Origin of the sequence: Oculatella sp. LEGE 06141, from assembly GCF_015207605.1 — a bacterium.
Classification (GTDB): Bacteria; Cyanobacteriota; Cyanobacteriia; order Elainellales; family Elainellaceae; genus Oculatella.
The window spans coordinates 1-24,456 of the sequence record NZ_JADEWO010000015.1 but is presented as its reverse complement, the minus strand read 5'-3'; the positions used below and the strand labels follow the sequence as shown (position 1 = coordinate 24,456).

Annotated in this window: 24 protein-coding genes and 1 pseudogene; 13 read left to right on the top strand and 12 right to left on the bottom strand. The window is 50.8% G+C overall.

The annotated features are described in order from the left end of the window. Positions 1-54: 54 nt before the first annotated feature. Positions 55-177 (top strand): hypothetical protein, encoded by a 123-nt coding sequence (locus tag IQ268_RS32875; RefSeq protein ID WP_255527183.1) that lies wholly within the window; start codon positions 55-57, stop codon positions 175-177. Positions 178-609: 432 nt separating this feature from the next. Here IQ268_RS32875 and IQ268_RS12690 read toward each other — a convergent pair whose 3' ends face one another. The 3 genes from IQ268_RS12690 to IQ268_RS12680 are packed head-to-tail and all read right to left on the bottom strand — an operon-like array spanning position 610 to position 2,842. Next, on the bottom strand, positions 610-1,581 hold the full coding sequence (locus IQ268_RS12690) for an alpha/beta hydrolase (RefSeq protein WP_193879126.1): 972 nt from the start codon (positions 1,579-1,581) through the stop codon (positions 610-612). Between the two features lie 2 nt (positions 1,582-1,583). Further along, positions 1,584-1,763, bottom strand: coding sequence for a hypothetical protein (locus IQ268_RS12685; protein ID WP_193879123.1), 180 nt, complete (start codon positions 1,761-1,763; stop codon positions 1,584-1,586). After that, positions 1,763-2,842, bottom strand: a complete 1,080-nt coding sequence (locus tag IQ268_RS12680) for a PIN/TRAM domain-containing protein (RefSeq protein WP_193879120.1) — start codon at positions 2,840-2,842, stop codon at positions 1,763-1,765. Before IQ268_RS12680 ends, IQ268_RS12685 begins: the two co-directional genes overlap by 1 nt. Positions 2,843-3,198: 356 nt before the next feature. On the opposite strand from IQ268_RS12680, the gene hemW reads away from it, so the two are divergent. Both hemW and IQ268_RS12670 read left to right on the top strand, forming a co-directional pair. Continuing rightward, on the top strand, positions 3,199-4,515 hold the full coding sequence (gene hemW, locus IQ268_RS12675) for a radical SAM family heme chaperone HemW (RefSeq protein ID WP_228035318.1): 1,317 nt from the start codon (positions 3,199-3,201) through the stop codon (positions 4,513-4,515). Between the two features lie 245 nt (positions 4,516-4,760). Continuing rightward, positions 4,761-5,099: a hypothetical protein gene (locus IQ268_RS12670; RefSeq protein WP_193879117.1), complete on the top strand. Its 339-nt coding sequence runs from the start codon at positions 4,761-4,763 to the stop codon at positions 5,097-5,099. Positions 5,100-5,118: 19 nt separating this feature from the next. Here IQ268_RS12670 and prmA read toward each other — a convergent pair whose 3' ends face one another. Continuing rightward, positions 5,119-6,006, bottom strand: a complete 888-nt coding sequence (prmA, locus tag IQ268_RS12665; protein WP_193879113.1) for a 50S ribosomal protein L11 methyltransferase — start codon at positions 6,004-6,006, stop codon at positions 5,119-5,121. Then, a complete protein-coding gene (serA, locus tag IQ268_RS12660) occupies positions 6,007-7,587 on the bottom strand; it encodes a phosphoglycerate dehydrogenase (protein ID WP_193879110.1) in 1,581 nt (526 codons plus the stop codon). Between the two features lie 474 nt (positions 7,588-8,061). On the opposite strand from serA, the gene IQ268_RS12655 reads away from it, so the two are divergent. From IQ268_RS12655 to IQ268_RS12640, 3 genes are all read left to right on the top strand, one after another. Continuing rightward, complete coding sequence (locus IQ268_RS12655; protein WP_193879107.1) at positions 8,062-8,232, top strand: hypothetical protein; 171 nt, start codon at positions 8,062-8,064, stop codon at positions 8,230-8,232. 98 nt (positions 8,233-8,330) lie between these two features. Beyond that, positions 8,331-9,425, top strand: a complete 1,095-nt coding sequence (rlmN, locus tag IQ268_RS12650; protein ID WP_193879104.1) for a 23S rRNA (adenine(2503)-C(2))-methyltransferase RlmN — start codon at positions 8,331-8,333, stop codon at positions 9,423-9,425. A gap of 895 nt (positions 9,426-10,320) precedes the next feature. Further along, positions 10,321-11,232, top strand: a complete 912-nt coding sequence (locus tag IQ268_RS12640; RefSeq protein ID WP_193879098.1) for a pentapeptide repeat-containing protein — start codon at positions 10,321-10,323, stop codon at positions 11,230-11,232. Here IQ268_RS12640 and IQ268_RS12635 read toward each other — a convergent pair. From IQ268_RS12635 to IQ268_RS12620, 4 genes are all read right to left on the bottom strand, one after another. Further along, complete coding sequence (locus IQ268_RS12635) at positions 11,141-11,860, bottom strand: ABC transporter ATP-binding protein (RefSeq protein ID WP_193879095.1); 720 nt, start codon at positions 11,858-11,860, stop codon at positions 11,141-11,143. The two genes, IQ268_RS12640 and IQ268_RS12635, sit on opposite strands and share 92 nt — an antisense overlap. 29 nt (positions 11,861-11,889) lie before the next feature. Further along, entirely contained in the window at positions 11,890-13,110 is a 1,221-nt protein-coding gene (locus IQ268_RS12630; RefSeq protein WP_193879092.1) for an ABC transporter permease, read from the bottom strand. A 2-nt stretch (positions 13,111-13,112) separates the two neighbouring features. Further along, the gene (locus IQ268_RS12625) at positions 13,113-14,465 is read right to left on the bottom strand and encodes an efflux RND transporter periplasmic adaptor subunit (protein WP_193879088.1); all 1,353 of its coding nucleotides are present in this window, start codon (positions 14,463-14,465) and stop codon (positions 13,113-13,115) included. Between the two features lie 112 nt (positions 14,466-14,577). Then, on the bottom strand, positions 14,578-15,084 hold the full coding sequence (locus IQ268_RS12620; RefSeq protein ID WP_228035309.1) for a GbsR/MarR family transcriptional regulator: 507 nt from the start codon (positions 15,082-15,084) through the stop codon (positions 14,578-14,580). A gap of 241 nt (positions 15,085-15,325) precedes the next feature. On the opposite strand from IQ268_RS12620, the gene IQ268_RS12615 reads away from it, so the two are divergent. Together IQ268_RS12615 and IQ268_RS12610 are read left to right on the top strand one after the other, a co-directional pair. Beyond that, positions 15,326-15,475: a hypothetical protein gene (locus IQ268_RS12615; RefSeq protein ID WP_193879082.1), complete on the top strand. Its 150-nt coding sequence runs from the start codon at positions 15,326-15,328 to the stop codon at positions 15,473-15,475. Between the two features lie 19 nt (positions 15,476-15,494). Beyond that, entirely contained in the window at positions 15,495-16,598 is a 1,104-nt protein-coding gene (locus IQ268_RS12610; RefSeq protein ID WP_193879079.1) for a Gfo/Idh/MocA family protein, read from the top strand. A 564-nt stretch (positions 16,599-17,162) separates the two neighbouring features. On the opposite strand, the gene IQ268_RS12605 is transcribed toward IQ268_RS12610, so the two are convergent. The 3 genes from IQ268_RS12605 to IQ268_RS12595 form a co-directional block, all read right to left on the bottom strand. Beyond that, positions 17,163-17,735 (bottom strand): GNAT family N-acetyltransferase, encoded by a 573-nt coding sequence (locus IQ268_RS12605; protein WP_193879075.1) that lies wholly within the window; start codon positions 17,733-17,735, stop codon positions 17,163-17,165. 536 nt (positions 17,736-18,271) lie between these two features. Then, entirely contained in the window at positions 18,272-18,799 is a 528-nt protein-coding gene (locus IQ268_RS12600) for an SMI1/KNR4 family protein (RefSeq protein ID WP_193879072.1), read from the bottom strand. Positions 18,800-19,067: 268 nt separating this feature from the next. Beyond that, positions 19,068-21,131, bottom strand: coding sequence for an amylo-alpha-1,6-glucosidase (locus IQ268_RS12595; RefSeq protein WP_193879070.1), 2,064 nt, complete (start codon positions 21,129-21,131; stop codon positions 19,068-19,070). Between the two features lie 453 nt (positions 21,132-21,584). Here IQ268_RS12595 and IQ268_RS12590 point away from each other — a divergent pair, with 453 nt between their 5' ends. From IQ268_RS12590 to IQ268_RS12570, 5 genes and pseudogenes are all read left to right on the top strand, one after another. Next, positions 21,585-22,190, top strand: a complete 606-nt coding sequence (locus IQ268_RS12590; RefSeq protein ID WP_193879067.1) for a peroxiredoxin — start codon at positions 21,585-21,587, stop codon at positions 22,188-22,190. 203 nt (positions 22,191-22,393) lie between these two features. Continuing rightward, positions 22,394-22,969, top strand: coding sequence for a peroxiredoxin (locus tag IQ268_RS12585; RefSeq protein WP_193879064.1), 576 nt, complete (start codon positions 22,394-22,396; stop codon positions 22,967-22,969). 177 nt (positions 22,970-23,146) lie between these two features. Beyond that, positions 23,147-23,659, top strand: coding sequence for a hypothetical protein (locus IQ268_RS12580; protein WP_193879061.1), 513 nt, complete (start codon positions 23,147-23,149; stop codon positions 23,657-23,659). A 243-nt stretch (positions 23,660-23,902) separates the two neighbouring features. Further along, the gene (locus tag IQ268_RS12575; RefSeq protein ID WP_193879058.1) at positions 23,903-24,046 is read left to right on the top strand and encodes a hypothetical protein; all 144 of its coding nucleotides are present in this window, start codon (positions 23,903-23,905) and stop codon (positions 24,044-24,046) included. 82 nt (positions 24,047-24,128) lie between these two features. After that, a pseudogene (locus tag IQ268_RS12570) lies at positions 24,129-24,456 on the top strand (hypothetical protein); the annotation flags it as partial.

The window sequence follows — 24,456 nt, the reverse complement described above, 5'->3', positions numbered from 1 at the left end:
GGAACCAACAAACAAAGTAAATGCTCAATTGAGCAAGGCTGACTTGAGAAGAGATTGGCTCAGACGAAGTGGGTAAACCCCCAGCAAAGTTGCACTGTACTGCCCGGTGGCGTTGCTGCCGTTCATGGAAGCGATCGCCTCACGGCTGCAAATGCACTTTGTTCACCCCGGTATTAAATCGATCGATTGTATTAGCACAACAAACAGAAACACATCCCAGTCCGATATACAGAGGCAGTTTAAAGAATCAGTAAAGAAAACTGTAATCAAATAAAAAACTGTCACTCGTACGTATTAACCGCAATGCTTTTGTTGAAAGCGATACGCGCTAGTAAGAATAATTTCAATGGCAGATTCACGTAGCTCCGATCGCTTTTGCCAACAGAGAGGTTTTCGGCCTGTGAACTAAAGAACCTGCAACCAGAACCCGCCAACTTACAGCAGTTCTCAATCGAGTCAGCCACAGTCTCGCCAGGATGGGTGTGAGGTGTAGGGTTTGTGTGGTGAATGCAAATGAGAATGGCGGTAAGACACAGGGATGGCATTTCCGTGTCCCTACCTGAACAATTAATACCTTGATAAATTCATGCAATGTTGCTGTGGATGAAATTACTCTGGTTCAAAGTCCAGAGTGGTGAGGAACTGCTGTACAGATTGTTTCCACTGCACGGCATCACTAGTAACCAGCGCACTATGACCCGCCGCCGCAAATGGGACGAACTGTTTTTCTCCCGCGATCGCCGCCACAATCGTTTCTGACTCGCTGAGAAGAACCCGCTGATCTAGCTCGCCTGCCATCAATAAAGTAGGGCAGTGAACAGCGCTGGCATACTCCAGAGGATTGTGGGCAAAGCCGTTGATCTGCTGCTGCATCCCTCCCCAAAACGTCACCAGTTCTGCCCCTGGAAAGGAAGGTAACCCCATCGATTCAAACCGATGACGAACCGTGTTAAGCAACCGATCAAACGGACTTTCGAGAATGATTGCGTCTGGTACAGCCTGCTCATGGGCGATCGCTCGCATCACAGCGACCGCTCCCATCGATATGCCGTAGAGAATGATGGGATGAGCCGACCACTGCTGCTGAGCATAGGTGATGGCGATCGCCACATCCTGCCCTTCTCGAATGCCCAGCGTTGTCCCACTGCCGCTTGACCCGCCGACTCCCCGAAAATCGACCAGCAGTGTATCATACCCCAACCCATGCAGAATGCCAGACGCTTCTAACAACGTATCCTTGCTGGATGCATAGGACGGAAACAGCAGCACCATTCCCTGCGAGTCTGGAGCTGGAATCCACCATGCTTCTATCCACTCCTGTTCTGTCACGGGGATGCGATGCGTTTCGTAAGCCATGCCAACATCGTGAGGCGATCGCCCCTGTTCTGGTCTAGGTACCGTTACCCCCGTGAGCATCACCCCAAGTTTGTTCACAAATGATAACTGTTCGGGTTTGGCGGTTCGTTGACCTTCCGCTACAAACCGCGTCATTGCCCGTGCCTGCATAAACGCCACTGCGTTTACCGCTCCCACAGCCAGCAGCAGCCCCAAACCCACCACAACGCCCAACCTGCTAACCATGGCTACCGCTTCTTGGCCTTCCAGGTACCGCCATATCGGTAAGCGGAATTGTTGTCCTTCAAAGTTGGCAAACACCGATCGCACACAAAAAACCACTGCCCCGACTCATCCATCTGCACGCGATACAGAACAGACGGAGAATCGGAGCAGCGATCGCATTGTTTTTGACGAGTAGAACGCACTAAGCGACAACAGACGCTTCCGGACGAGCAAAAATCATTCGACCCGCCGAGGTTTGCAGCGCTCCCGTTACAATCACGCAAACCTCATCGCCAATGTAACTGCCGCCGTCTTCGACCACAACCATTGTGCCGTCATTGAGATAGCCCACTCCCTGGTCTGGCTCCTTTCCTTGCTTTAGAATCTTAAGATCCATGCTGTCGCCAGGTAAGTAAGCCGGACGCATCGCTTGAGCCAGATCGTTGACGTTAAGAACCGCCACTTTCTGAAGGCTCGCCACTTTATTTAAGTTGTAGTCATTCGTTAGCAGCGTACCGTTGATGTCCAACGCCAGCCGTACCAGCTTGGCATCCACGGTCGTCACGTCTTCATAATCAGCCGGATGAATGATGATGCGATCGGGATACGCTTCTTTCATCTGGTTCAAAATGTCTAAACCACGCCGTCCTCGAACTCGTTTTTGCCCGTTGGAGGCATCAGCCACTTGCTGCAATTCCTGCAAAATGAACTGAGGTACTAGCAGTTGACCTTCTAGAAAGCCGGTACTCAACAGATCTTCAATGCGCCCATCAATAATGCAGCTAGTGTCCAAAATTTTGGTTGCCGATGGCTTTAACGTGCCTTCGGCTAGCAACATTGTTTCAACGCTGTGGGGGTTAATTAGCCGCAACAGGGCACGACCGTGCGTATCTGCCAAACTCACACCTGAGAAGGCAAACATCACGCTCCCCAATACCGCCGCCAGGGGTTTGATAAACGCAAACTCGCGAGGAATGGGCAGTAAGAAGATGGGTGCCAACATTAAATTTGCCACCAACAGCCCCAGCACCAAGCCAACCGAACGGCTCAGCAGCATATCTACAGGCATTTCGCGGACTTGCTTTTCAATGCGGTGGTAGGTGGTTTGGGCAATTAGCCCAAAGGCAACACCAATCAACGCACCAAACCCGGTCGTGACAAGGCTCAGCCCTTCCAGATTCGTGACTTGCGCGAGGGTATCGCTCGGCAACAGGTCAACGCTGTAGAGACCGATCCCTGCCCCTGCTAGAATGAATGAAATAATTATGATTGCATCAAGCATAATGCCAATCCAAATTGGATTTAGTGCAACTCCAGTCAGAGACGAATTAACGCCGAATTTGGGCCAAGCTAGTGATGGAATACTCCTACCGCTAGTTGGTAAAGCAGCAATGGAAATAAGATCCGCTGGCTAGACTGCACAGCATCATTATATCGTTCGCCAGAAAGCAAATCTCTTCGGGATGTTGGCAGAAATCCGCCCTTCCATAGTCATAACGGTGCGGTATGTTACCAATCAAAGCGAGTGTGTTGAAGTTGCCCAACGTTTTCGACTATTTCTCAACTGTATCTATCGAGAAACTCGCGCTTTTTTAGCAATAATTAACCTTCTAACCCAACCTTAAATCTACCTTGAGTTTGAGTATCGATCGCCCCATTCGTTCTCACTCCCACCCTCAACCCGTTTCTCAACCCGTTTTAGAGGGGGAGCTTCCTACGGCGGCGTATGTGCATATTCCGTTTTGCCGTCGCCGCTGCTACTACTGTGATTTTGCCGTTTCAATTGTGGGTGATAGGCCGCCGTTGACCGTTGCCGGAGACCTGCCCCAATGGCAGTCGATCGCAGACTATGTAACTATTTTGTGCCAGGAAATTGCAGCGACCCCAAACGCAGGACAACCGTTAGAAACCGTGTTCTTTGGGGGAGGGACTCCTTCGTTGCTGACGGTAGACCAACTTGGGCAGATTTTGCACAGGCTCGATCGCCAGTTTGGGATCGGGGCAGGGGCAGAACTCTCAATGGAGATAGACCCCGGTACGTTCGATTTTGCCAAGCTGCAAGGATATTGCGCTCTGGGAATCAATCGGGTCAGTCTGGGGGTGCAGTCGTTCCAACCGGAACTGCTGGTGGCCTGCGGACGCACCCATACTCCTGCCGACATTGAACTGGCGATCGACTTGATTCACAGAGCCAATGTGTCCAACTTTAGTGTGGATTTAATCTCAGGGTTGCCGCACCAAACCCTGGAACAGTGGCAGGAATCGCTACACCGGGCGATCGACCTGGCTCCTCCTCACATCTCTGTTTATGACCTGACTGTAGAACCTGAAACAGCCTTTGGTCGCTGGTATCAGCCCGGAACACTGCCGCTGCCGTCCGACGAAATGACAGCAGACATGTACCGACTGGCGCAGCAAACGCTGACCAGGGCAGGCTACGACCATTACGAGATCTCAAACTATGCTAAACCGGGTTATCAGTGCCGTCACAACCGGGTGTACTGGGAAAACCGCTCCTATTATGGGTTTGGCATGGGAGCCGCTAGCTACGTGCAGGGGCAACGCTTTACCCGTCCTCGTAAGCGCAGTGACTATTACCCCTGGGTGCAGCAATTGATTGCCGCAGACGGCCAGATCGACTGCCCCGTAACGCCCCTGGACGAGAGCCTGCTCGATTGGTTAATGGTTGGATTGCGGCTGGCGGTAGGCATTAGCCTCGACGAATTAGCCCAGCAATATGGGAACGATCGCCTTGAACGAGTGTTGTTGAGCTTGCAACCGTTCATCGATCGCAGTTGGGTACAGATTCTTGACGCTGACGGAACCACAGTATTGGCTGCTAGCCTCCAGCCAGAACCGACCTGGTCTGCACATCGACTGCGGCTCAGCGATCCAGAAGGGTTTCTTTTCTCTAACGTTGTTCTCAGCACCCTGTTTGAAAAACTAACCGATTGAAACGGTGACATCACTGGGCTAATTCTATCGGGCGAAGTTCCGCTCTAGAGACAACGGTACAGTAGAACACAACTGAACTATATTGCTTTCCAAACCAGAATTCAGTGGTCGTACAAACATTTCTTTAAACTGAAAGAGTTTGTACGACTTTTTCTCAGGGGTCTTTTTCTGAGAGGCTTTGTTAAGTGGTGATTTCGGCAAGGGAAATAACCAGTTACACACAACGCACTCCTCCCATTTCAGTCATGGCACATCCTTCTAACCAACCTTCACAAGACGACGCTAAAGACGTGCGGCTTTCAGCTTTGCAAAAGATCTGGTCTTACGCAACTGGAATGTTGGCGCTAGCGGTTATTTTTACTCCAGTTCGGCACAGTACGGTTATTTCTATAGCGATCGTATCGGGGGCAGCGGTGAGTTCAGCAGTGGTTTGGCGTGGCGATCGCGCCTCGACCTCATTATCATCACCTCAGGCGATGAAGCACCTGGAGGAACGAATTGCCAATTTGGAGATGATCGCCAGCAACGATGAGCTTGATCTGCAACGGCGAATTGAACGCCTGGAGAGTGGCGATCGTCATTAACGTCAAGACAGTTTGAACCTTACGATCGCCGGATATTCAAGCAGCACCAATCCTGCCGTCGCCATAGGGTTGCCACAATCCAGCCGCTTTGTTCCAGGGTATCGGCTACTGGTTTAACCTGGTCGAGCAAAATGCCGCTGAGGATGCCCCAGGTGCTTGGTTTGGCAATTTCGCTCATCGGTGGAATTAGATCGATGATGACCTCGGCCAGAATATTGCAGAGAATGCCGTCTACCGGAGCCGACAATAACCCGATCATTGCTTCTATGCTGCCCTCGGCGGCGGTTAATCGGTGCGGCTCGATCTGGTTCATGTCGCGGTTTTCCAGAGTGGCCTTTACCGCCAGAGGGTCTATGTCAACGGCATAGGCATGTTTGGCACCCAGCATTAAAGCACCCACCGAAAGAATGCCAGAACCACAGCCAATGTCGGCAACGACGGCATCGGTGGCGTTTTCACCCAGCCGCATTTCTAACGACTCTAAACACAACTGGGTCGTGGCATGTGCCCCCGTGCCAAACGCTACTCCCGGATCAAGTTTGATGATGAGGCGATCGGTTTCAGGAGGAGCGAGCCAGGCCGGATTAATCAAGAAGCGATCGCCAACTTCCTGGGGATGCCAGTGATCTTTCCAGCTACTTGACCAGTCTTCCTCATCGATCAAATGCCATTGCGTCGCGGGGGCCGGAAATCCATCGCAAAGGGCATCTTGCCGCAGCAACAGAGACAGTGCGGCCAGGTCAAGTTGCTGCACCTGGATCTGGGGCAAATAGGCACGCATCAGGCAAGAGTGCCCCTTGATCTCGCTGGAGGTGCCCCGACAGCCAAAGTCTTCTAGCCGCCAGAAAACCAGATCTTCCAGGACGGGATCGCAGCGAATTTGAAGTTCCCACCAGCTATTTGCCATCTACAGTGTCACAGTGTACGCATCTCGAATGCCTGGAACCTTGGTGATTTCTGCCAAAATGCCTTCTGGCAGGGGGTCATCAATGCTCAACACCATCACCGCATCACCGCGAACAATTTTGCGCCCCACCTGCATACTGGCAATATTGACGTTAAAGCTACCCAGTAGAGAGCCAATTTTACCAATGATCCCCGGCATATCTCGGTGAACGGTAAACAGCATGTAGCGGCTCGGCGGCACGTTGATGGGGAAGTTGTCGAGGCTGGTGATGCGAATTTCGTTGTCGCCCAAAATGGCACCCGTCACCGAGTGTTCACCCAGCGATCCCTTGGCAGCCAGTTCAAGTGACCCGGTGTAATCTCTCACGGCTGCATCGCGCGTTTCGATCACGTGAATGCCCCGCTCTTTTGCTTCAATGGTGGCATTCACATAATTAACCCGTTCTTGCAGAGCGTGCGACAGCAGACCTTTCAATGCCGCCACAACAATCGGCTGACTTTCGTTCGTTGCTAAATCGCCTTGCAGTTTAATGTTGAGCGATTCGATTCGCCCGCCTGTGAGCTGGCTGACCAGGTTCCCCAGGGTTTCCGCCAACTGTAGATAGGGACGCAGCTTCTCCAGCAAGTCGGGACGCAGACCGGGAATATTGACGGCAGAGCGAGCGGGTAACCCCAGCAGCACATCTCGAATTTGTTCGGCAACATCGATCGCCACATTCACCTGTGCTTCTTCGGTTGAGGCTCCCAGGTGTGGAGTCAACACCATTTCTTTACCAAGCGATCGCAACGGCGACTCACCCAGCGGCTCGGCTTCGTACACATCCAACGCCGCTCCGGCAATTTTGCCATCTTTAACCGCCTCGGCCAGCGCCGCTTCGTCAATGATGCCACCACGGGCACAGTTGACAATGCGAACGGTGGGCTTCATTTTTGCGATCGCCTCTGCGTTAATCAGGTGATAGGTTTCTGGCGTTTTAGGCAGGTGCAGCGTAATGTAATCCGACTCTTGCAGCAGCAGATCTAGCTCGACCAGGTGAACCCCCATCTGCTCTGCTCGTTCCATCGACAGAAAGGGATCATACGCCAACAGTCTCATGCCCATTGCCCGTGCCACCTGGGCAACATGCGAACCAATTTTGCCAAGCCCCACAATACCCAGCGTCTTTTTGTAGACCTCCACTCCTGTAAAGCTTTTGCGATCCCACTTGCCGCTTTTTACCGATTGATTAGCGTCGGGAATGTAGCGAGACATCGACAGCATCATGGCGATCGCATGTTCGGCCGCCGCAACGGTGTTACCCTCTGGCGAGTTAACGACAACAATGCCGCGACGGGTTGCAGCAGGTACATCTACGTTATCAACGCCCACTCCTGCACGGCCAATAATCTTAAGGTGGGTTCCTGCCTCAATGATCTCCTGAGTAACCTGTGTACCAGAACGAATCATTAACGCGTCGTACTCTGAAATAATCTTCACCAATTCGGCGGCAGGCAGGTTTGTTTTAACATCAACCTGAGCGACCTGAGAGAGGATATCAATTCCAACTTGGTCAATTGGGTCAGAAACAAGAATCTTAGGCATGATCGGCAGGAGATTAAATCGGCAGAAATGGGACAGAGATCATAGCGGCTCCAACTATTACTAACCATAATGGAGCGCAACAAATAAGGAGCAAAACGATGGAAATGTAGGGGGTAGGCGATGGCGATCGCTAAGCCATCCGTTGCGGTTGTTCTGGTTGTTCCTTCACAGTATCCCGTATTGGCATCCCATATTGGCATTCGGGCTTCCAGAACAGTTCAACAGTAAGTACACCTGCGTCACAGTGTGGCATTGTTCCACGGGTTGCCCGATATCATAAGGGCATCTCACAGACTGACGATTGAGAAGCTGGCAGCAACCCCTGGTCTACTCCCCACAATACCGTTCTTCGAGGAGAGTTGCTCCAATCAGTCTGGACATACACAACCGAACATTTCTATAATTTCCACAAGGGGTTATTTTACTGTAAAGGCGATCGTCTCTAACGCTGCATTTGAAAAAAGTTGGTTTTGTATGGATGTTTGCGTTATTGAAGCCAGCAGAGACTGTGGACGTGAGGCGATCTCGCCGCTTTTACTGGATGGTGCCCTCGCCCCAGAAGAAATGATAGGGGATGTCATGGTGATGGCGGCGAGTGCAACCGTGGGTGGAGAGATCACCTCCAGCTCGGTAATTTCAGGCTGACCCAACGTTGGAAGCAACCCGCAGACCACGGGCACCTGAGCTGATGTCCTAAGGCTGATGTCCTAAGATAGAAAGGCCAGGCTGCCATCACACTATTCATGACTTCCACAGGTTCGTTTGACTCAATCCACACGGCGATCGCCACCAGCGATACGACGATCGCCCCGTCTTTACCACTACTGGGTCTATCACTGGCCGAGCTAACGGCCTGGGTGCAGCAGCAAGGACAGCCAGCCTATCGCGGCAAGCAGTTGCATCAGTGGATTTATCAGCAGGGGGCGCGATCGCTGAGTGAGATGTCTGTCTTTCCTAAACAGTGGCGGGCGGAGCAATCTGAGGTTGTAATTGGGCGATCGAGCTTACACTACCGTTCTCAGGCTGCCGATGGCACCGTTAAGTTTCTGCTGCGGCTGCTGGATGGGCAAATCATCGAAACGGTTGGCATTCCTACCGAGAAGCGGCTCACGGTGTGTGTCTCGTCGCAGGTGGGTTGCCCAATGGCCTGTGATTTCTGTGCAACGGGTAAAGGGGGCTTTCAGCGCAACTTGCAGCGGCACGAGATTGTCGATCAAGTGTTGACGGTGCAGGAAGACTTTGGGCAACGGGTCAGCAACATTGTCTTTATGGGCATGGGTGAACCGTTGCTGAATGTGGATCATGTCCTGGGAGCGGTGCGATCGCTCAATCTGGATGTGGGCATCGGGCAGCGGGCGATCACCATCTCAACGGTGGGCATTCCGGGTCGAATTCTGCGTCTGGCACAGCACCAACTGCAAGCTACGCTTGCCATTAGTCTGCACGCCTCAAACCAGACATTGCGAGAAACCCTGATTCCCAGTGCCCACCAGTATCCGCTAGAGGCATTGCTGGATGAATGCCGAGAGTACGTAAAAATCACGGGTCGCCGCGTTACATTTGAGTACATTTTGCTAGCCGGACTGAATGATGGCATCCAACATGCTGAAGAATTAGCAGGGCATTTACGTGGCTTTCAGAGCCATGTGAATTTGATTCCCTATAACCCCATTTCGGAAGTTGATTATCAACGCCCAGACGAGCAGCGGATTCAAGCCTTTGTCACCACATTAAAAAAACGGCACATCGCGGTGAGCGTGCGCCGTCCTAGAGGCTTGGAAGCAGATGCCGCCTGTGGACAACTGCGGGCATCTCAAATTAAAGCGGCGATCGCCTGACGGCTACACCACGGCTTGAATTCCTACCCACTTGGGAGCGGAAATGCCAGGAGCATAAGCTTCAACTACATTTCCGGTGCGTGAACACGTGACCATGAGATAGTCACAGCTTGGGCATTGGGTTTGAATCGTCTGCTGATTAAGTAAGTAGTGCCTTTCTGCCAGACACCCACAATTGGGACATCTAATCGTTTGGCTAGTTTTAGTTTGGATAGCTTGCATTTTAAATGGCTCGTTCAATTCTAAGTTTGCAGAGACTCAACCCTAAACAAGTTGTAGCAAGGCTTTTCTCGTAATTCTTTCCTTGCCTCGGGTTAAAGAGTGTATCTAAGTTAACCAAAATAAAGATGATTAACGAACAGCAATGTTACGCAACAATTACTCTCATTATGTCAGTTTCTACAAGAGGTGGCAACCAAAGTCGAATAAAATTTAAATCGGGATCGCTTGCTATATGGGCGATCCCGCTTCTAAGCTTATATACACAAAGTCATACCTCTATATCAAAAGATATAGTTAAGCCAGATAAAGCTTAACTATGAAAAATCGAATTACTGCCGATTTTTGTCCTTTTTTTTACAGGTAGTGAGGGTTTTTCTCCTGATTTTGAAAGTAACGAATTGGGTTTGAAAAGAGGCTACAAAGGCAATTAACAACTGCTAATTTAATTAATGTATGCTGAGATACGTTTGGCCTTAAAATATTGTTAATTTAGCTGCCTCTGTCGCAAGGCAGAAGTGTGTCAGGCGAAAATTAAAAAAACCATGCCGCCAGACCTGCTATCTGGGGCGAATCTGAGAGATGTCCGGACTTGGGACGAATTCGACCGAAAAAGAGAGCAGAACAGTGCGTCGGCACTTCTCCCCGTGGGATCGACCGTGTAAGTAGGAAGGCAATGGCAGACCAGGCAATGCTAGCGGCGCTCCAGAAAGGGGCAGAAGGCTGGAACGAATGGCAACAGATCCACTTAACTCAAGTTGGAGCCAAAGCGGATTTTAGTAAGGCTATTTTGCCGAAAATTAAGCTAATTGCGGCCTATTTAAGTAAAGCGCTGTTTATTGAAGCTAACCTTAACCGGGCAGAACTGAGGCTGGCAGACTTAAGCTGGGCTGATTTTTCTAGAGCCAACCTGTGCAAGGCGGATTTGAGCCGCGCTAATTTACGGGGAGCCTGTTTGAACGAGGCCAACCTCGATACCGCCAAGCTGATAGATGCCGACTTGAGCGCATCTATTCTGGTCAATGCCAGCCTGAAGCACGCCTGTCTTGAACGCGCTAATCTTTCACTGGCCAACCTGCTGCAAGCCGATTTTAACTGTGCGGACTTACGGGGAGCCAATTTGAGCCGTGCCGATTTACGCGGAGCCGATTTGCGCGGAGCCAACCTGAGCAACGCCAATCTCACCGAAGCGAACCTTCAGGGCGTTAACCTGGGGCTGGCTGATCTGTGTGGGGCAACGTTGCACCGAGCCGATTTGTCTGAAGCAAACCTGTGCGGCACCGACCTGACCGCAGCCAATTTGAGTGGTGCTTACCTGCACCGGGCTAATTTGCGGGAGGCGTATCTCTGGAAAGCCGATCTTCACACTGCCGACCTGTGGAATGCGAATCTCAGCAATGCCGATCTCACTGGTACCAATCTGCATTTAACCAACTTAGAAGGAGCCAACCTGCTGGGCGCGTCTCTTCCTGCCAAAATGCCGCCGGAAGGGAATGCTACGAGGTCACAGCCATCTGAGCTAGATCCTGGGGTGCCAGGTTGGCGTGAACCACTTGACCATCCCGGAACCAAACAACCCGACGCGTGAGCCGCGCCACTTCTGCTTCGTGCGTCACCATGACTACCGTGATGCCATCGGTGTTGAGTTCTGCAAAAATCTCCATCACCTCTTTTGTGGTGTGAGAATCTAACGCGCCGGTTGGCTCGTCAGCCAGCAGCAGCACCGGACGGTTGACAATAGCACGGGCGATCGCCACCCGCTGTTGCTGACCACCCGAAAGCTCACTGGGTCTATTATTAAGCCGATTGCCTAAACCCACCCGCTCCAGGGCAACCTGAGACCGTTCTCGACGTTCATGATTGGGTACCCCGGCATAAATCATAGGCAGCATCACGTTTTCTAGCGCAGAGAGTTGCGGCAGCAGGTGAAACTGTTGAAACACAAAGCCAATTTTGCGGTTGCGGATATGAGCTAGCTCATCGTCTTGCAGCTTTGCCACATCAACCCCGTCCAGATAGTACTGCCCTGAAGACGGGCGATCGAGACAGCCAATTACATTCATGGCGGTTGATTTTCCAGACCCCGATGGCCCCATAATGGCGCAATATTCGCCAGCCTCCACGGTCAAATTGACATCGGATAAAGCCCGCACTTCTGTGTTGCCGGAACCGTAAACTTTGGAAACCTGTTCCAGTCGAATAATGGTTTGAGACATAACAACCAGTAGGAATAGAATAGTGGCGCTTAGGCGCTTCTGAGCGCCACAATGGGGTCGAGTTTTGCCGCTTGCCGCGCCGGGACAACCCCGAAAAATAAGCCAATGCCACCAGAGACGCTAACCGCCAGGGCAATGGCCGTCATTGATACGCCCGGTTGAAACGGGGTGAATGCCCCAATTAACAAAATGCCGCTAACCCCAAGCCCTACACCAATTGCGCCACCCGCGATCGAAAGAATCACGGCTTCAATCATGAACTGCACCAAGATGTCTTGCTGCGAAGCACCGATCGCCTTCCGTAACCCAATCTCCTGAGTGCGTTCGCGTACCGAAACCAACATGATATTCATAATGCCAATGCCGCCCACCACCAAGGAAATGCTGGCGATCGCCGCTAACATGAGTGTTAATGCACCCGTAATCGTGTTGGCAATGTCGAGCAGCGCTTGCTGACTGTTAATGAAAAAGTCGTCGTCTCGAGTGATTTGGTGCCGTAACCGCAGCAGGTTGGTAATTTGAAACTCGGCAGTATTCATGCTGTCGGCATCTCTGGCCGACACTGCAATATAGGAAACCTCAATACCATAAGGCGACGTTCGCCCGATGATGCGGCTAGACAGGGTGGTAATGGGAACGAGCGCCGAGTCGTCGTAATCTAGCCCCAGGTTAGAACCTTTGCCGGTCAGAACGCCAATCACTTCAAAGCTGATATTTTGGATGCGGATCTGCTTTCCTACCGGATTGTCTCGCCCAAAAAAGCGGTCTGCCAGGGTATTCCCCAGCACCACTACACGCTCACTGCGTTTGAGGTCGGTGTCGGTCAAAAAGCGCCCTTGATCGACGGTAAAGCTTCTGACTTGTAAAAAGTCGGGTGTAGTGCCAACCACCGTTGTATTGGTATTGCGGTTGAGATAGGTGACGAGCGTGCGTGTGCTGTTTTCTGGCGCAACTGCCTGCACCGAGGGCACCTGTTCGGCGATCGCGATTGCGTCGTCTACCACCAGCGTTCTGGGTGCTTCTAACGCGCCCAACTGCCGGGTCTCTCGATTGCCTGGAATAATAAACAACACATTGGGACCCAGTTCTTGCAGTTGTTCATTAATAAACAGTTGTGCACCTTCGCCTAACCCAATCATGGAAATCACCGACGCGTTGCCAATGATGATACCCAGCATGGTTAGGCCACTGCGAAGTTTGTTGGCGGTGAGCGTTTTCATCGCCATCTTCAGGCTTTCTGCCAAATCCATTGCTATTCGTCCCTCTGGTTTCGTCTAAACATTAAGTTTTCCAGGCTTTGCCCCGGAGGAAGGTCAATAAAGACGCGATCGCCTGGCTCAACTCCCTCCAAAATCTGCGTTTGGTCGCCCACCGCAAACCCAATCGTCACAGGTTCAAACCGGGGACGGTTATCGTCATCTGGAATGAGAACCCCTGTTTCTCCTTCCTGGGTAACGATCGCCACCGTGGGGACAACCAGCGCATCGGCTACATCATCTCCCAGGAATGTCACATCCACATTCATCCCAGAGCGAAGCACGTTCTCTCCGGTCAACAAGTCAACTCGCACTCTAAACGATGTCACGTTTTGTTCGACCACCGCTTCGGGTGCCACGCGCCGCACACGTCCCTGAAACACCTGATCTTGAAACGCATCTGCAACCACTTCAACCGCCTGACCAGGCTGAATCTGCTCAACATCCACCTCCGGCACTTCGGCCAGCACCTCTAGCCCGCTCGCTACAGCAACAATTGCGGTTGAGGTTGCCGATGACGCTTCGGAAGCGGAGGTAGTTGGCGTGACAAAAGCTCCCTCTGTGGCGTATTTCTGGGTGATGATGCCAGCAAACGGCGCTCGAATCACCGTATCTTCTAGCCGTACCTGAACGGCTTCTAAACTGCCGATCGCTTCTTGCAACTGCGCTTCAGCCGAGGCTACATCTTCACTGCGGCTACCGCTGCGTTGCAAAGACAGGGTTTGTCTGGCTTCCCGGAGTCTGGCGCGGCTTTGTTCAACGGAGGCTCTAGCCGTTTCGGCTTCGTTTAGCACCTGATCCAGATCATCCTGAGAAATCGCCCCTTCCTGTTGTAGGGCACGGTTGCGCCGCACTCGTTCTTCAGCCAGATTGAGCCGAGCTTCGCCTTCTACCACCACCGCTTCGGCCTGCTCAACCCCCGCTTGCGCCTGGGCGATTTCTTCGGGTCGGTTGCCCGATCGCACCTGATCCAGGTTGGCTTGCGCCTGAGCGACCCTGGCTCTGGCCTGGGTGATTTCGGCAGCAATGTCATCACTTTCCATCCGAGCTAATACTTGCCCCTGGGTGACGCGATCGCCCTGCTCGACATACAGCTCGCGCAGAATTCCGGCATTTTTAGGACTGATGTTGACGGTTTGAACGGGTTGCACTGTACCGCTAGCGCCGATGCGTACCGTCAGCGCTCGTGTCTCTACTGGAACGGTGAGTGCAGAAATATCAACCGTAGCCGACTGGCTGCGTACCAGATACGTCACCGTTCCGGTTCCTATCAAGCCAGCTCCAATCAGCCCAACGATCCAGGGTAGCGGTCGGCGGACTTTGCCGATGAGGGGAAGTTGCACTGACATAGCTCCGAAAAAATGAAGAATGACGCGAAAAAATACACCTGAGCGAGGACGCACCTGAATTTGAGCCTGTGATTTGAGTCTTTCTCAATGCGTCTACTGCACCGCCCACCGCCTAGCGGTCTACACTCATTTCATGTTGCTCGTCTTGCTGTTCCCAGCGCTCAATGAGTCGCGGCAATTCTTGTTCTAAGAATGCGTGGACATCGCGCATTTCTTGAAGACGCTCTTGAAGCGGCGGTTGAGTTCCCTCCATTAACTTCAGCCCCCGTTCTGCCAGTTCTCGAAATGCTTTGAGCTGCGCCATACGCTGCTTGGTTAACTGCGTCCAGGCATTGGGTCTGATTTGAAAATAATCTCGTCGGTGCCCCGGTAAACTTACCCGTTCAATCAAGCCGATCTGAATCAGCAGCCGGGTCATGGTACTCAACGATCCCTTACTGGCCTGCAATACTTCGGCCAGCTCACTACTGGACTGTTGCGGCGGATTGGAAATGAGCAGCCAACCAAAAATTCGTCCAGACATGCGAGGTAGACCCACTATTTCAAACATAAGACCCACTTCTTCAACGAAGTGAACCTTCTCAAACGGCTGTTCTGTAACTAGTCTGGGGCTTTTCAAGATCTGGGGCTTTTCAAGATGAAGAAAGAACGAATGGCTGTACTTAATACCAGCTTATCACAACAGGTTTTGAACGTTCAGTATTTGCTAAACCAACTGAATCAATCATTCTGCCTTGACCAACACTGACCCGACGATGAACGGCATACTGAGTGATTAGGCTTAAGGTGATGGGTTCAAGCGTTTCCACAAACTTATATCGGTTTGAGACGAGCGCACCTCGTCCGTTTGACCTATCTAGATGGGTGAAAAAGCAACGGATGGTAAGGTTGCGATCGCCCTCACCATTCACCGTTGCGGAGCTTGGCGTAAGGTCGATCGCCCTGTAGGGTTAACAATAGAGCACCTGAGTGGTTGGTCGTCACCATTCACGCTGTTCCGTATCCTCTAGTTGTTTGCTCTTAACCTCTATGACTCTTGGTGTTGCTGTTGTTGGTACTGGATTTGGTCAGAAAATCCACATTCCTGGTTTGCAAGCTCACCACCAGACGCAAGTGGTAGCTGTGTATCACCGAGATCGGGATAAGGCATTGGCGATCGCCAATGCTCATGGCATCCCCTACAGTTGCCAAACCGTTGAAGAGATTGTGGCCTTGCCAGAGGTGCAAGCGGTTAGCCTGTCAACGCCACCGTTCTTGCATTACGAGATGGCAAAAACGATTCTGGAGGCGGGCAAACATCTCTTGCTCGAAAAACCAACGGCTCTCTCGGCGCAAGAGGCGATCGCACTATATCAACTAGCCGAAGCCAACAGGGTCATGGCCGCGCTCGATTTTGAGTTTCGCTATGTTCCGGCATGGCAACGATTGGCAGAACTGTTGGCTGAAGGGTTTGTGGGGCAAAAACGGTTAATCAAGGTGGACTGGTTAGCCTCCAGCCGTGCCGATGCCAGCAAGCCGTGGAACTGGTACGCTCGTAAAGACCAGGGTGGCGGCGCATTAGGGGCAATCGGCTCTCATGCGTTTGATTATATGGCCTGGTTATTTGGCCCGGTACAACGGTTGTGCGGTCGTCTCAGTACCACGATCGCCACTCGCATTGATCCAGAAACGGGGGAAGCCCGACCAGTCGATGCAGATGACACCTGCACCGTAATGCTGGAACTCGCAGACGGGACTCCTTGCCAGATGGCGCTCAGTGCTGTGACCTATCAGGGGCGTGGGCACTGGCTGGAGGTGTATGGCGATCGCGGCACTCTTGTTCTTGGCAGCGATAACCAGAAAGACTATGTGCATGGATTTCGTCTGTGGGCTGCGCCAGCCGGGGAGGAGTTAACCGAACTCTCCATTCCCCAACGGTTAGAGTTTCCCAAAACCTATGCAGACGGGCGGCTAGCTCCGTTTATTCGCGTGGTCGATCGCTGGGTTCAAAGCATTGAGCAACGCAAACGGCTGGTGCCATCGTTGAGGGAAGGCGTTTATTCTCAACTGCTCATGGATTTAACCCACCGTTCGAGCGAAACGGGAACCTGGGTAGATGTGCCAGAACTGGACAGAGTGTTAGCCAGCCGCTAGCGATCAAGATGCACCCATATAATACGTAGTCACATACGCCTCTGATCTATATAAGTAGAGGAACCCTATCTGAACCAAGAACTCGGGTTTCAACCGCGATCGACCTTTTAAGTTCAAAGCCTCCGAGCGTTGAGCGGAGCCGAAACGCATCTTCTACTTAATTCGGCCTGTAGCGATCAAGCTGCATCCATATGGTATGTAGTCACATACGCCTCTCATCTATATAAAAACCCAATCTGAACCAAGAATTCGGATTTCAACCGCGATCGACCTTTTAAGTTCAAAGCCTCTGAGCGTTGAGCGGAGCCGAAACGCATCTTCTACTTAGTTCGGCCTGTAGCGATCAAGATGCATCCATATGGTATGTAGTCACATACGCCTCTCATCTATATAAGAACCCAATCTGAACCAAGAATTTGGATTTCAACTGCGATCGACCTTTTAAGTTCAAAGCCTCCGAGCGTTGAGCGGAGCCGAAACGCATTTTCTACTTAGTTCAGCCTACCTATACTACTTAACCCATACGAACTTACATAAAAGCAATGGCTGCGGCGCGATCGATCGCTAACGGGTAAAGTCCTGGTTAAATAGATAGTCCCGTTTTAACAACGACAGTATTCTCAAATCGTGAGAAGTTCCCTTCCAATAGCCGTATTCCCTCAGAATGCCTTCTTCTAAGAAGCCTAATTTCTTCAATAGTGAAACGGATGCCATATTGTTTAGCATCACCATTGCTTGAATTCGATTCAAATCGTCCGTTTGAAAACCAAACTCAAGTACAGCGCTCAACGCTTCGGTCATAATGCCCTGCCGCCAATAGGGTTTAGCCAATTCGTATCCTACTTCTGCTAGAAATGACCCTTTGTAAGTCAATCCACAAGAGCCAATAATGACATTGTTCGTTTTTTGGGCAATTCCCCAACGAATCCCCTGTTTGCTATTAAATCGAATGCTCCACCGATTAATTAAGCCTTTGACCTGTTCAACCTGGGTTGGCGGTTCCAGGTCATGATACTGAGTCACCTCTCGATCCGAAAAGACCTGGAAAACAGCTTTAGCATCCGATACATTGACCTCCCTCAAAATTAAATGTTCGGTTTCCAGCAGCGGAAACTCGCTCGTTACAGTATCAATCATTGTTCTAAATTCCGTTGCTTTAAAAACTACCAGGAAAAGAGCTTGAAACCTTGCTGTACAAGAATTAAGCTTATATTACTCAACTTGTCAAAATCCCACGATAAATGGCCAGAAATTTGGCTCTTTGCGGATTTTGGTGAAGCGAAGCAGACATTGCCTTGAAACCTCAGTTCTGATGAGAGCAATCTACGAAAAATCAAGGCTCTCAGTTCTATTCACGCGCTCTTAAATTAAGCATTAGAGTACGCCTTGACGCAGATCACCAAAATCAGGAAAGAGCCAGAAATTTCGGGGAAATTTCACGCTATTCGTTCTCTAAACTCAGAAGCCCTTGCTGCAAGTCTATTTCTCTCCTGAAGAAGCTTCGATGGAGAATACAAAGCAAGCCTAAATATTGAAAGAGTCCTCCCTACTCGACTACAAAGGCGAACTACCAATGACGTGCAGAATCCCAGACTTGCTTGGGTATTCCGATAAAGGCAGGAACTTTAATTGGTTTTGGTCTAAGCCGTTGCGGTAACTTTCTGTAACTTTCCTTAGCTAGACCAAAGCCGCGAACAAAATCTGTGAATTTTCTCGTAAGTTTTGTAAGGAGTTAGTGGGCTGTCTCGATAGGGTAGAAGATAAATATCATAAGAATCATCTAATTCACTATACGTTCTGAGATCCCAGAAGAATAATCTTTGTTTATCATTATCTGCAAACATAAATGAATCCCTTAATAGCTCTTCAACTTGCTCTAAATGATGCAAGTCCTCAATCTTTGTGCCATACTCTCTGCCTTGTTGCATACTAAATAACACATCGTTTTGAAGACCTCGGAGTACCTCATTCGAGTATTCAATATCTGGACACCAAATTCTAACGTTGAACCTGTCCTCGTTCACTTCTCTAAAGATTCCAGTTCCCAAAAAGTGACAAATCTCCTTATAGTCTGTTGGTAAGTTAAATCCTACATTTTTTTCAAATTCCGATAATTCTGTTTCACTCCTAGTGTCTTGATCATCCGGTATTTTAAGCGCTACCTGATAATCTATTAGAAACTGCTGCCATAGTTGACTCATAGTTCTACAATTAAATCCATTGGTTTTGTATTGAGGGATCAATAGACTTGTTGAAAAATAAGCGCAAAATCTTTGAAATTTGCTTCTAGTAAGCCTTTCAACGCTTTTAACTCAAATGAAATGCAACTCAATCTGTATGAGCTTTTCAGCGCTTTTGGTCGTTATTTCCCAACAAGCCTAATCTGGTCTATCAAATGATTTTTGTTGGCCAGAATTAGGAAAACTTGCTTGTCGATTGTACGTAAGATTAGAGAGATTAGCCAGGTTACTACTTATTCACGTGATGGTTCCCTAGGGAAATGTCATCCCAATGCCGAATGACTTCAGCCACTGACCATGCCTGGGCGATCGCTCCCTGCGGCGAGTGAGGCGCATCCCCATCAAAGATTTCAGAAATAGAACCCAAACAGGCATCATGCTGAAAGTGATTAATTAATAGCGCACTGTTAAAGGGAAGCGGCTCCAATGGATAAAACCGCTTCCAGGCTCGCACAAATGGACCAATTAACCAGCTCCAAACGGTGCCTTGATGGTAAGCGCGATCGCGGTGTGATAAGTTTCCGGCATAGCGACCCACATAATTTGGATCGGCAGGGTCAAGCGATCGCAAGCCATAGGGTGTTAAGAGGCGATCGCGTGCCACTTGCAGTACCTGTTGGGCATGGAGTTCCGAAAAGCCGCAGTGCGCCAACGATAAAGCAATGACGGCATTGGGACGCACTTTCGGATCGGGATAGTCATCTGGGGCGATCGTGTCGTAAAAGTATCCCAGCGACGGATTCCAATACTTCTGCAACGATTCCTTAACCTGCTCTGCCTGCATCGCATAACGATGAATCTGTTTTTCCAGTCCGCCGCCTTCGCCATCCATGTGTTGCAACTGGATAGCCCACTGCTGCGCCCAACACAGGCCCGAATACCAGAGGGCGTTGATTTCAATCGGCTTCCCGCGACGGGGTGTAATCGGCTCGCCATCCACCACCACATCCATCCACGTTAGCGCCACCCCCGGAGAATCCCAGGTTACCAGACCGTCAAAGGCATCAACCCGAATGCCGTGCAGCGTCCCTGCCATAATTCCTTTATAGATGCTGCGGACAACAGCATATTGGTCTTGCAGAAACGCCCAGTCTTGCGTGGCCTCCAGATAAAGCCCCAGGGTTTCAATCCACCAGAGAGCCGCATCGACGCTGTTGTAGAACGGTTGCGCCCCGGCATCCGGAAAGGCATTGGGAATTAATCCATGTTGGCAATAATGTCCAAAGGTTTTAAGTAACCCCTTTGCTAATTCAAACCGTTGAGTGGTGAGGGCTAACCCCGGTAACGCAATGAGCGTATCCCGTCCCCAATCGTTAAACCAGGGATAGCCTGCGATTACCGTAGGGCCAGAAATAGACGCTCGATAACAAATAAACCGATCGCCCGCTTGCAGTAGCCGTCGCCAAAGCCGATCCGTTTCCTTAGCGGCTGGCGCAATCGCTAATGGCACAACCTCAGATGCCAACCGCTGCTGCTCGGCTTGTATTGCCTGGTCAAAGGTGTCAGCGTTGAGCGGCGATCGAGACAAGGGTGTATCAGGATAGCGAACGCTGGCCTCAAGCGTGATCGTTTCACCCGGTTGCAGCAGCACAATGACGTTGCCGGGGTTGTATAGATCTTCGCGATCGTGCAAGCCCCGGCGCGTTTCTTCTGGATAGTGATAATCCCAGTACCACATGCCATCGGGTTGATAATGTCCATTCGTCCAGCGCAATTGCCACGGCGTTCCTACCCAGTCCGGGCGAATTGCTTGTAGCAACAAACAATGTGGCTGCACTACTTGCGAAAACTGTAGATCAGAATCGGCATGTTGCTGATGGTGAAAGTTGCGATCGCCCACCAGGACTCGCAGTTTCAAGATGGCAGACTGGTTGCCCTCATACCGATAGTGAACCAGCACCCTGTTACAAAACTGCAACTGCCCATTCTGCGGAGCCGTTTGAGTAGACAACGGTAAACCGTAAGGCAGCATTAGCCGCCGAGTCAGTTGCCAATGCGCTTGATCCCACATCCAGGTGGGAACGGGTTCAACCTCAAAGGACTGCAAAAACTGGTATCCCGTTGGCGCAACGGCTCCACTCGCCCAAAAGTTGGTGGCCAGTTCCAGTTCCTGTCCGGCTATGATCAGCGATGCATCAATCCGCGCCAGCAGCAGAGTACGCTGAGCAGGGGGATCGAGCGCCGCCATTAACCAGCCATGATAGGTACGCGTATGGGCATCGCAAACGGTACCGCTGGCAAAACTCCCCAGGCCGTTGGTCAGCAGCCACTCCCTTGTATCCAAATTCTTCATGCCCACCCTGAACTAGCCGCTTGGCTAACCGTTTTGAAGCCTCTCCAAGCATACTGTATCGAGATTTTAGATTGGCTGTTTGCAATGTCGCAAATGGTCTGCGTGTGTCTCCCCTATCTCTCCAGGTTGGAGGACTCCAAGCCCGGTCTGGGTCAACGTCCGCGTTCGGCTGAGGGCACACCGAAATTGGGGCGCTTGCTGAAACCCAGCAGTAGGGGCTGAGCGCCTGCGGCAAGCCAGAAAAGGGCAGTTCGATCCCCCCTCTAACATCTCGCCTCTGGAAATAACGATCACTTTGCGTTACTTTAGCAATGGCTCTACTCAAAATCGTTATGACTATGATATAGTCGTAACAGTTCGTAATTATTAACTCTCGGGTCTGAAGTAAACCCCTGGTTGCTTCACCAGAGTTGAGCCTAGTAGACGCAAAACTATTGTTAAGGAGAGTAATTCATGACCTACCAAAACGAAGGATGCATCCGGGTTGGTCAGCTAGCGCCAGATTTCACGGCAACGGCTGTGGTTGATCAAGAGTTCAAGACGATTAAACTGTCTGACTACCGTGGCAAGTACGTTGTCTTGTTCTTTTACCCGCTTGACTTTACCTTTGTTTGCCCTACTGAGATCACGGCATTTAGCGATCGCCACGGGGACTTCAAACAAATCAACACCGAAGTTTTGGGTGTATCCGTTGATAGCGAATTCTCTCACCTCGCATGGATTCAAACCGATCGTAAGTCGGGTGGTGTAGGCGACCTCAACTATCCGTTGGTGTCGGACATCAAGAAAGAGATCAGCTCCGCTTACAACGTGCTCGATCCGGAAGCAGGAGTTGCCCTGCGTGGCCTGTTCATCATCGACAAAGAAGGCGTGATTCAACATGCCACCATCAACAACTTGGCGTTTGGTCGTAACGTAGACGAAACGCTGCGGGTGCTACAAGCGGTGCAGTATGTTCAGTCTCACCCCGATGAAGTTTGCCCCGCTGGTTGGCAGCCCGGTGAGAAGACCATGAGTCCTGACCCAATCAAGTCGAAAGAGTTCTTTGCGGCTGTATAACGCAACGGTTGCAAGCGTAGAGCCGTATCGTATGAGTCTCTACCGATAAACCCTTTCAATCATGATTTTTGTCCCAATACCACCCCTGATGGTTTCAGAGAGTGGTGTTGGGATTTAATTTATTAAAGTAAAGGTGAGCTTGACTGTTTGCATGGCAGGATCACGGTTTACTGTTCTGTTGCTCTCTTGAGGCTTTGGATCAAATGCTGACTTCTACAGACTTTCGCGGCTTGTTGAATCGGCGGTTTTTCAATAATTTCATGCCGATTCCGGCCACCAGCCCGCTGCGAGTGGGCACACTGGCTCCGCCGTTTGAGTTGCTGAATGTGGCGACCGGGCAACGCGTCAGGCTCTCAGACTATACCGGGAATCGTAAGCCTGGAATGGAGACAGCCAATCGTCCTGTGGTGCTGGCATTCACTCGAATTTTTACTGAAAAACAGTACTGCCCGTTTTGCTATCCCCATATCAAAGAGATGCGCGATCGCTACTCCGAATTTGCCGATCGCGGTGTAGAAGTGTTGATGATCACCAGCACCGACGATCGACAGAGCAAAACCGTGCTAAAGGATCTAAAGCTACCGATGCCGCTGCTCAGCGATCCGGGGTGCCGTGTGTTTCGCACGTACCAGGTAGGGCAGGCTTTGGGGGCACCTCTTCCGGCTCAGTTCATTCTGGATCGGCAGGGTAAGATTCGGTTTCGTCATTTGTTTTCATTTCTGGAGTCTAACGCCAACGTCGATCGGCTGTTAGAAGCGTTAGACCAGATCAACGCCTGACCGGAGGAGTTCCATCAAAACCTGGTACCCATTTTCGGTCGTGGGCAACGGAAATCGACAACCATAGATCTGTGATTCATTTCAGATAGGGTGCAGATAGGGTATGCTTCGCTTGCAGGGAATTAGGGGCATCTTTGGAACATCAGCCCGTTACTATCGCCGCCAATTATGCAGATTGTGCAGCAAACACAACATCAACTCACTCTGGCATACCGTCCCTTCAATGTCTGGTTGCAGAGTGTAGTTTGTATGGCGATCGCTTTTACGGTGCCGCAGTTTGAAGGATACCCATCTCGCTACAACTTGCTGGTTAGCATCGGCTTATTCGTGGTGGGGTTCTGGCAAATTGCCTATCGTGGCAGTATTGTCACCTGCTCGTTTAACAAACGGCAGGGCTATTTTGTCATTCAGCAAGAGGGTCTGCGTGGCACAAGGCGGTTAAGGCGATCGCTGCGAGAGGTGTCTGGCATTGCCATTGATGAGATCGTGCAGTATGGCGGCAAGCGTCGTCGAGGGCCATACGTCTACAAAATATATTTACAGATGTTTTCGGGCGATCGCATTGCTTTATCAACCAATGCCCTATTTAGCCAGGAGCAAGCCCACCAAACGGCCTGGATGCTGTGCCGGTTTTTTGGGCTACGGCCTTATTCAATGACCGAAGCAAAACGGCGATCGCTCTTGCTGTAGCGATGGCGCAAACTGGCTGAACGACTGGCTTAACACACTGACTAAAACAGAACGGAGAGGGAGGGATTCGAACCCTCGGATACCCCTAAAGGCATCAACAGATTAACAATCTACTTGCTATGTTGTTGTCATGGCTTTGAGTTGGTGCTTTCAGCGATCGCCTGTTGGAGTTGCCCAAAAATTGCCCATTGGGTTGGCGGCTCTTGTTTTAAGTCCTAAGTGTCTTACAGCAAGAAATAGGCCATGATGACCTGCTCTGTACAGCAGTACATCAACGCCGAAACCCCGGAAACTCGTTTTGGGTTGTGCCAGTTGCCCCACGAAGATCCGGGCGGTTCAGACAACGTACTACACGTATTACAGTCCAGATCCAGTCCAGCGGTGTAGTACGTTGTCCGAGTGGACAGTTTTAAGTTGACAGCACAAAGCGTTTGCTGTACCTGTTGTGAACAGGTTCACGGACATGTTCATGCAGACTGATATTGTTGACAAAATTCCTGTTGCTACTCTTTTTCCCGATCGCTACGGGTTGGGGAAAACCAAAGTCTACGAATATTTAAAGGACTTAGGAATCAGACCTTTCTCTGATGGTCGAAAATCATTCATCAGTTTTGAGCAGCTTAAACTGCTGGATGAGTATGCCAAGGTTGCTCCAGACAGAGAAGCGGCGGCAGAGTTTTTGAACAACCTGAACCAGTCTGAACAAGTTCGGGAACATGTTCAGACTATGACTCACCAGGCTTCTGGTTCCCCGGCGTGGTTGTTGTTCGCAGAGGCGATCGCCTCCAGACTCACCC

Coding starts and splice junctions, on each gene's coding strand:
- IQ268_RS12690 (WP_193879126.1), bottom strand. CDS start 1,581: ATGGTTAGCAGGTTGGGCGTTGTGGTGGGTTTGGGGCTGCTGCTGGCT.
- IQ268_RS12680 (WP_193879120.1), bottom strand. CDS start 2,842: ATGCTTGATGCAATCATAATTATTTCATTCATTCTAGCAGGGGCAGGG.
- IQ268_RS12670 (WP_193879117.1), top strand. CDS start 4,761: ATGGCACATCCTTCTAACCAACCTTCACAAGACGACGCTAAAGACGTG.
- prmA (WP_193879113.1), bottom strand. CDS start 6,006: ATGGCAAATAGCTGGTGGGAACTTCAAATTCGCTGCGATCCCGTCCTG.
- serA (WP_193879110.1), bottom strand. CDS start 7,587: ATGCCTAAGATTCTTGTTTCTGACCCAATTGACCAAGTTGGAATTGAT.
- IQ268_RS12655 (WP_193879107.1), top strand. CDS start 8,062: ATGGATGTTTGCGTTATTGAAGCCAGCAGAGACTGTGGACGTGAGGCG.
- rlmN (WP_193879104.1), top strand. CDS start 8,331: ATGACTTCCACAGGTTCGTTTGACTCAATCCACACGGCGATCGCCACC.
- IQ268_RS12640 (WP_193879098.1), top strand. CDS start 10,321: ATGGCAGACCAGGCAATGCTAGCGGCGCTCCAGAAAGGGGCAGAAGGC.
- IQ268_RS12635 (WP_193879095.1), bottom strand. CDS start 11,860: ATGTCTCAAACCATTATTCGACTGGAACAGGTTTCCAAAGTTTACGGT.
- IQ268_RS12630 (WP_193879092.1), bottom strand. CDS start 13,110: ATGGATTTGGCAGAAAGCCTGAAGATGGCGATGAAAACGCTCACCGCC.
- IQ268_RS12625 (WP_193879088.1), bottom strand. CDS start 14,465: ATGTCAGTGCAACTTCCCCTCATCGGCAAAGTCCGCCGACCGCTACCC.
- IQ268_RS12615 (WP_193879082.1), top strand. CDS start 15,326: ATGGGTGAAAAAGCAACGGATGGTAAGGTTGCGATCGCCCTCACCATT.
- IQ268_RS12610 (WP_193879079.1), top strand. CDS start 15,495: ATGACTCTTGGTGTTGCTGTTGTTGGTACTGGATTTGGTCAGAAAATC.
- IQ268_RS12605 (WP_193879075.1), bottom strand. CDS start 17,735: ATGATTGATACTGTAACGAGCGAGTTTCCGCTGCTGGAAACCGAACAT.
- IQ268_RS12600 (WP_193879072.1), bottom strand. CDS start 18,799: ATGAGTCAACTATGGCAGCAGTTTCTAATAGATTATCAGGTAGCGCTT.
- IQ268_RS12595 (WP_193879070.1), bottom strand. CDS start 21,131: ATGAAGAATTTGGATACAAGGGAGTGGCTGCTGACCAACGGCCTGGGG.
- IQ268_RS12590 (WP_193879067.1), top strand. CDS start 21,585: ATGACCTACCAAAACGAAGGATGCATCCGGGTTGGTCAGCTAGCGCCA.
- IQ268_RS12585 (WP_193879064.1), top strand. CDS start 22,394: ATGCTGACTTCTACAGACTTTCGCGGCTTGTTGAATCGGCGGTTTTTC.
- IQ268_RS12575 (WP_193879058.1), top strand. CDS start 23,903: ATGATGACCTGCTCTGTACAGCAGTACATCAACGCCGAAACCCCGGAA.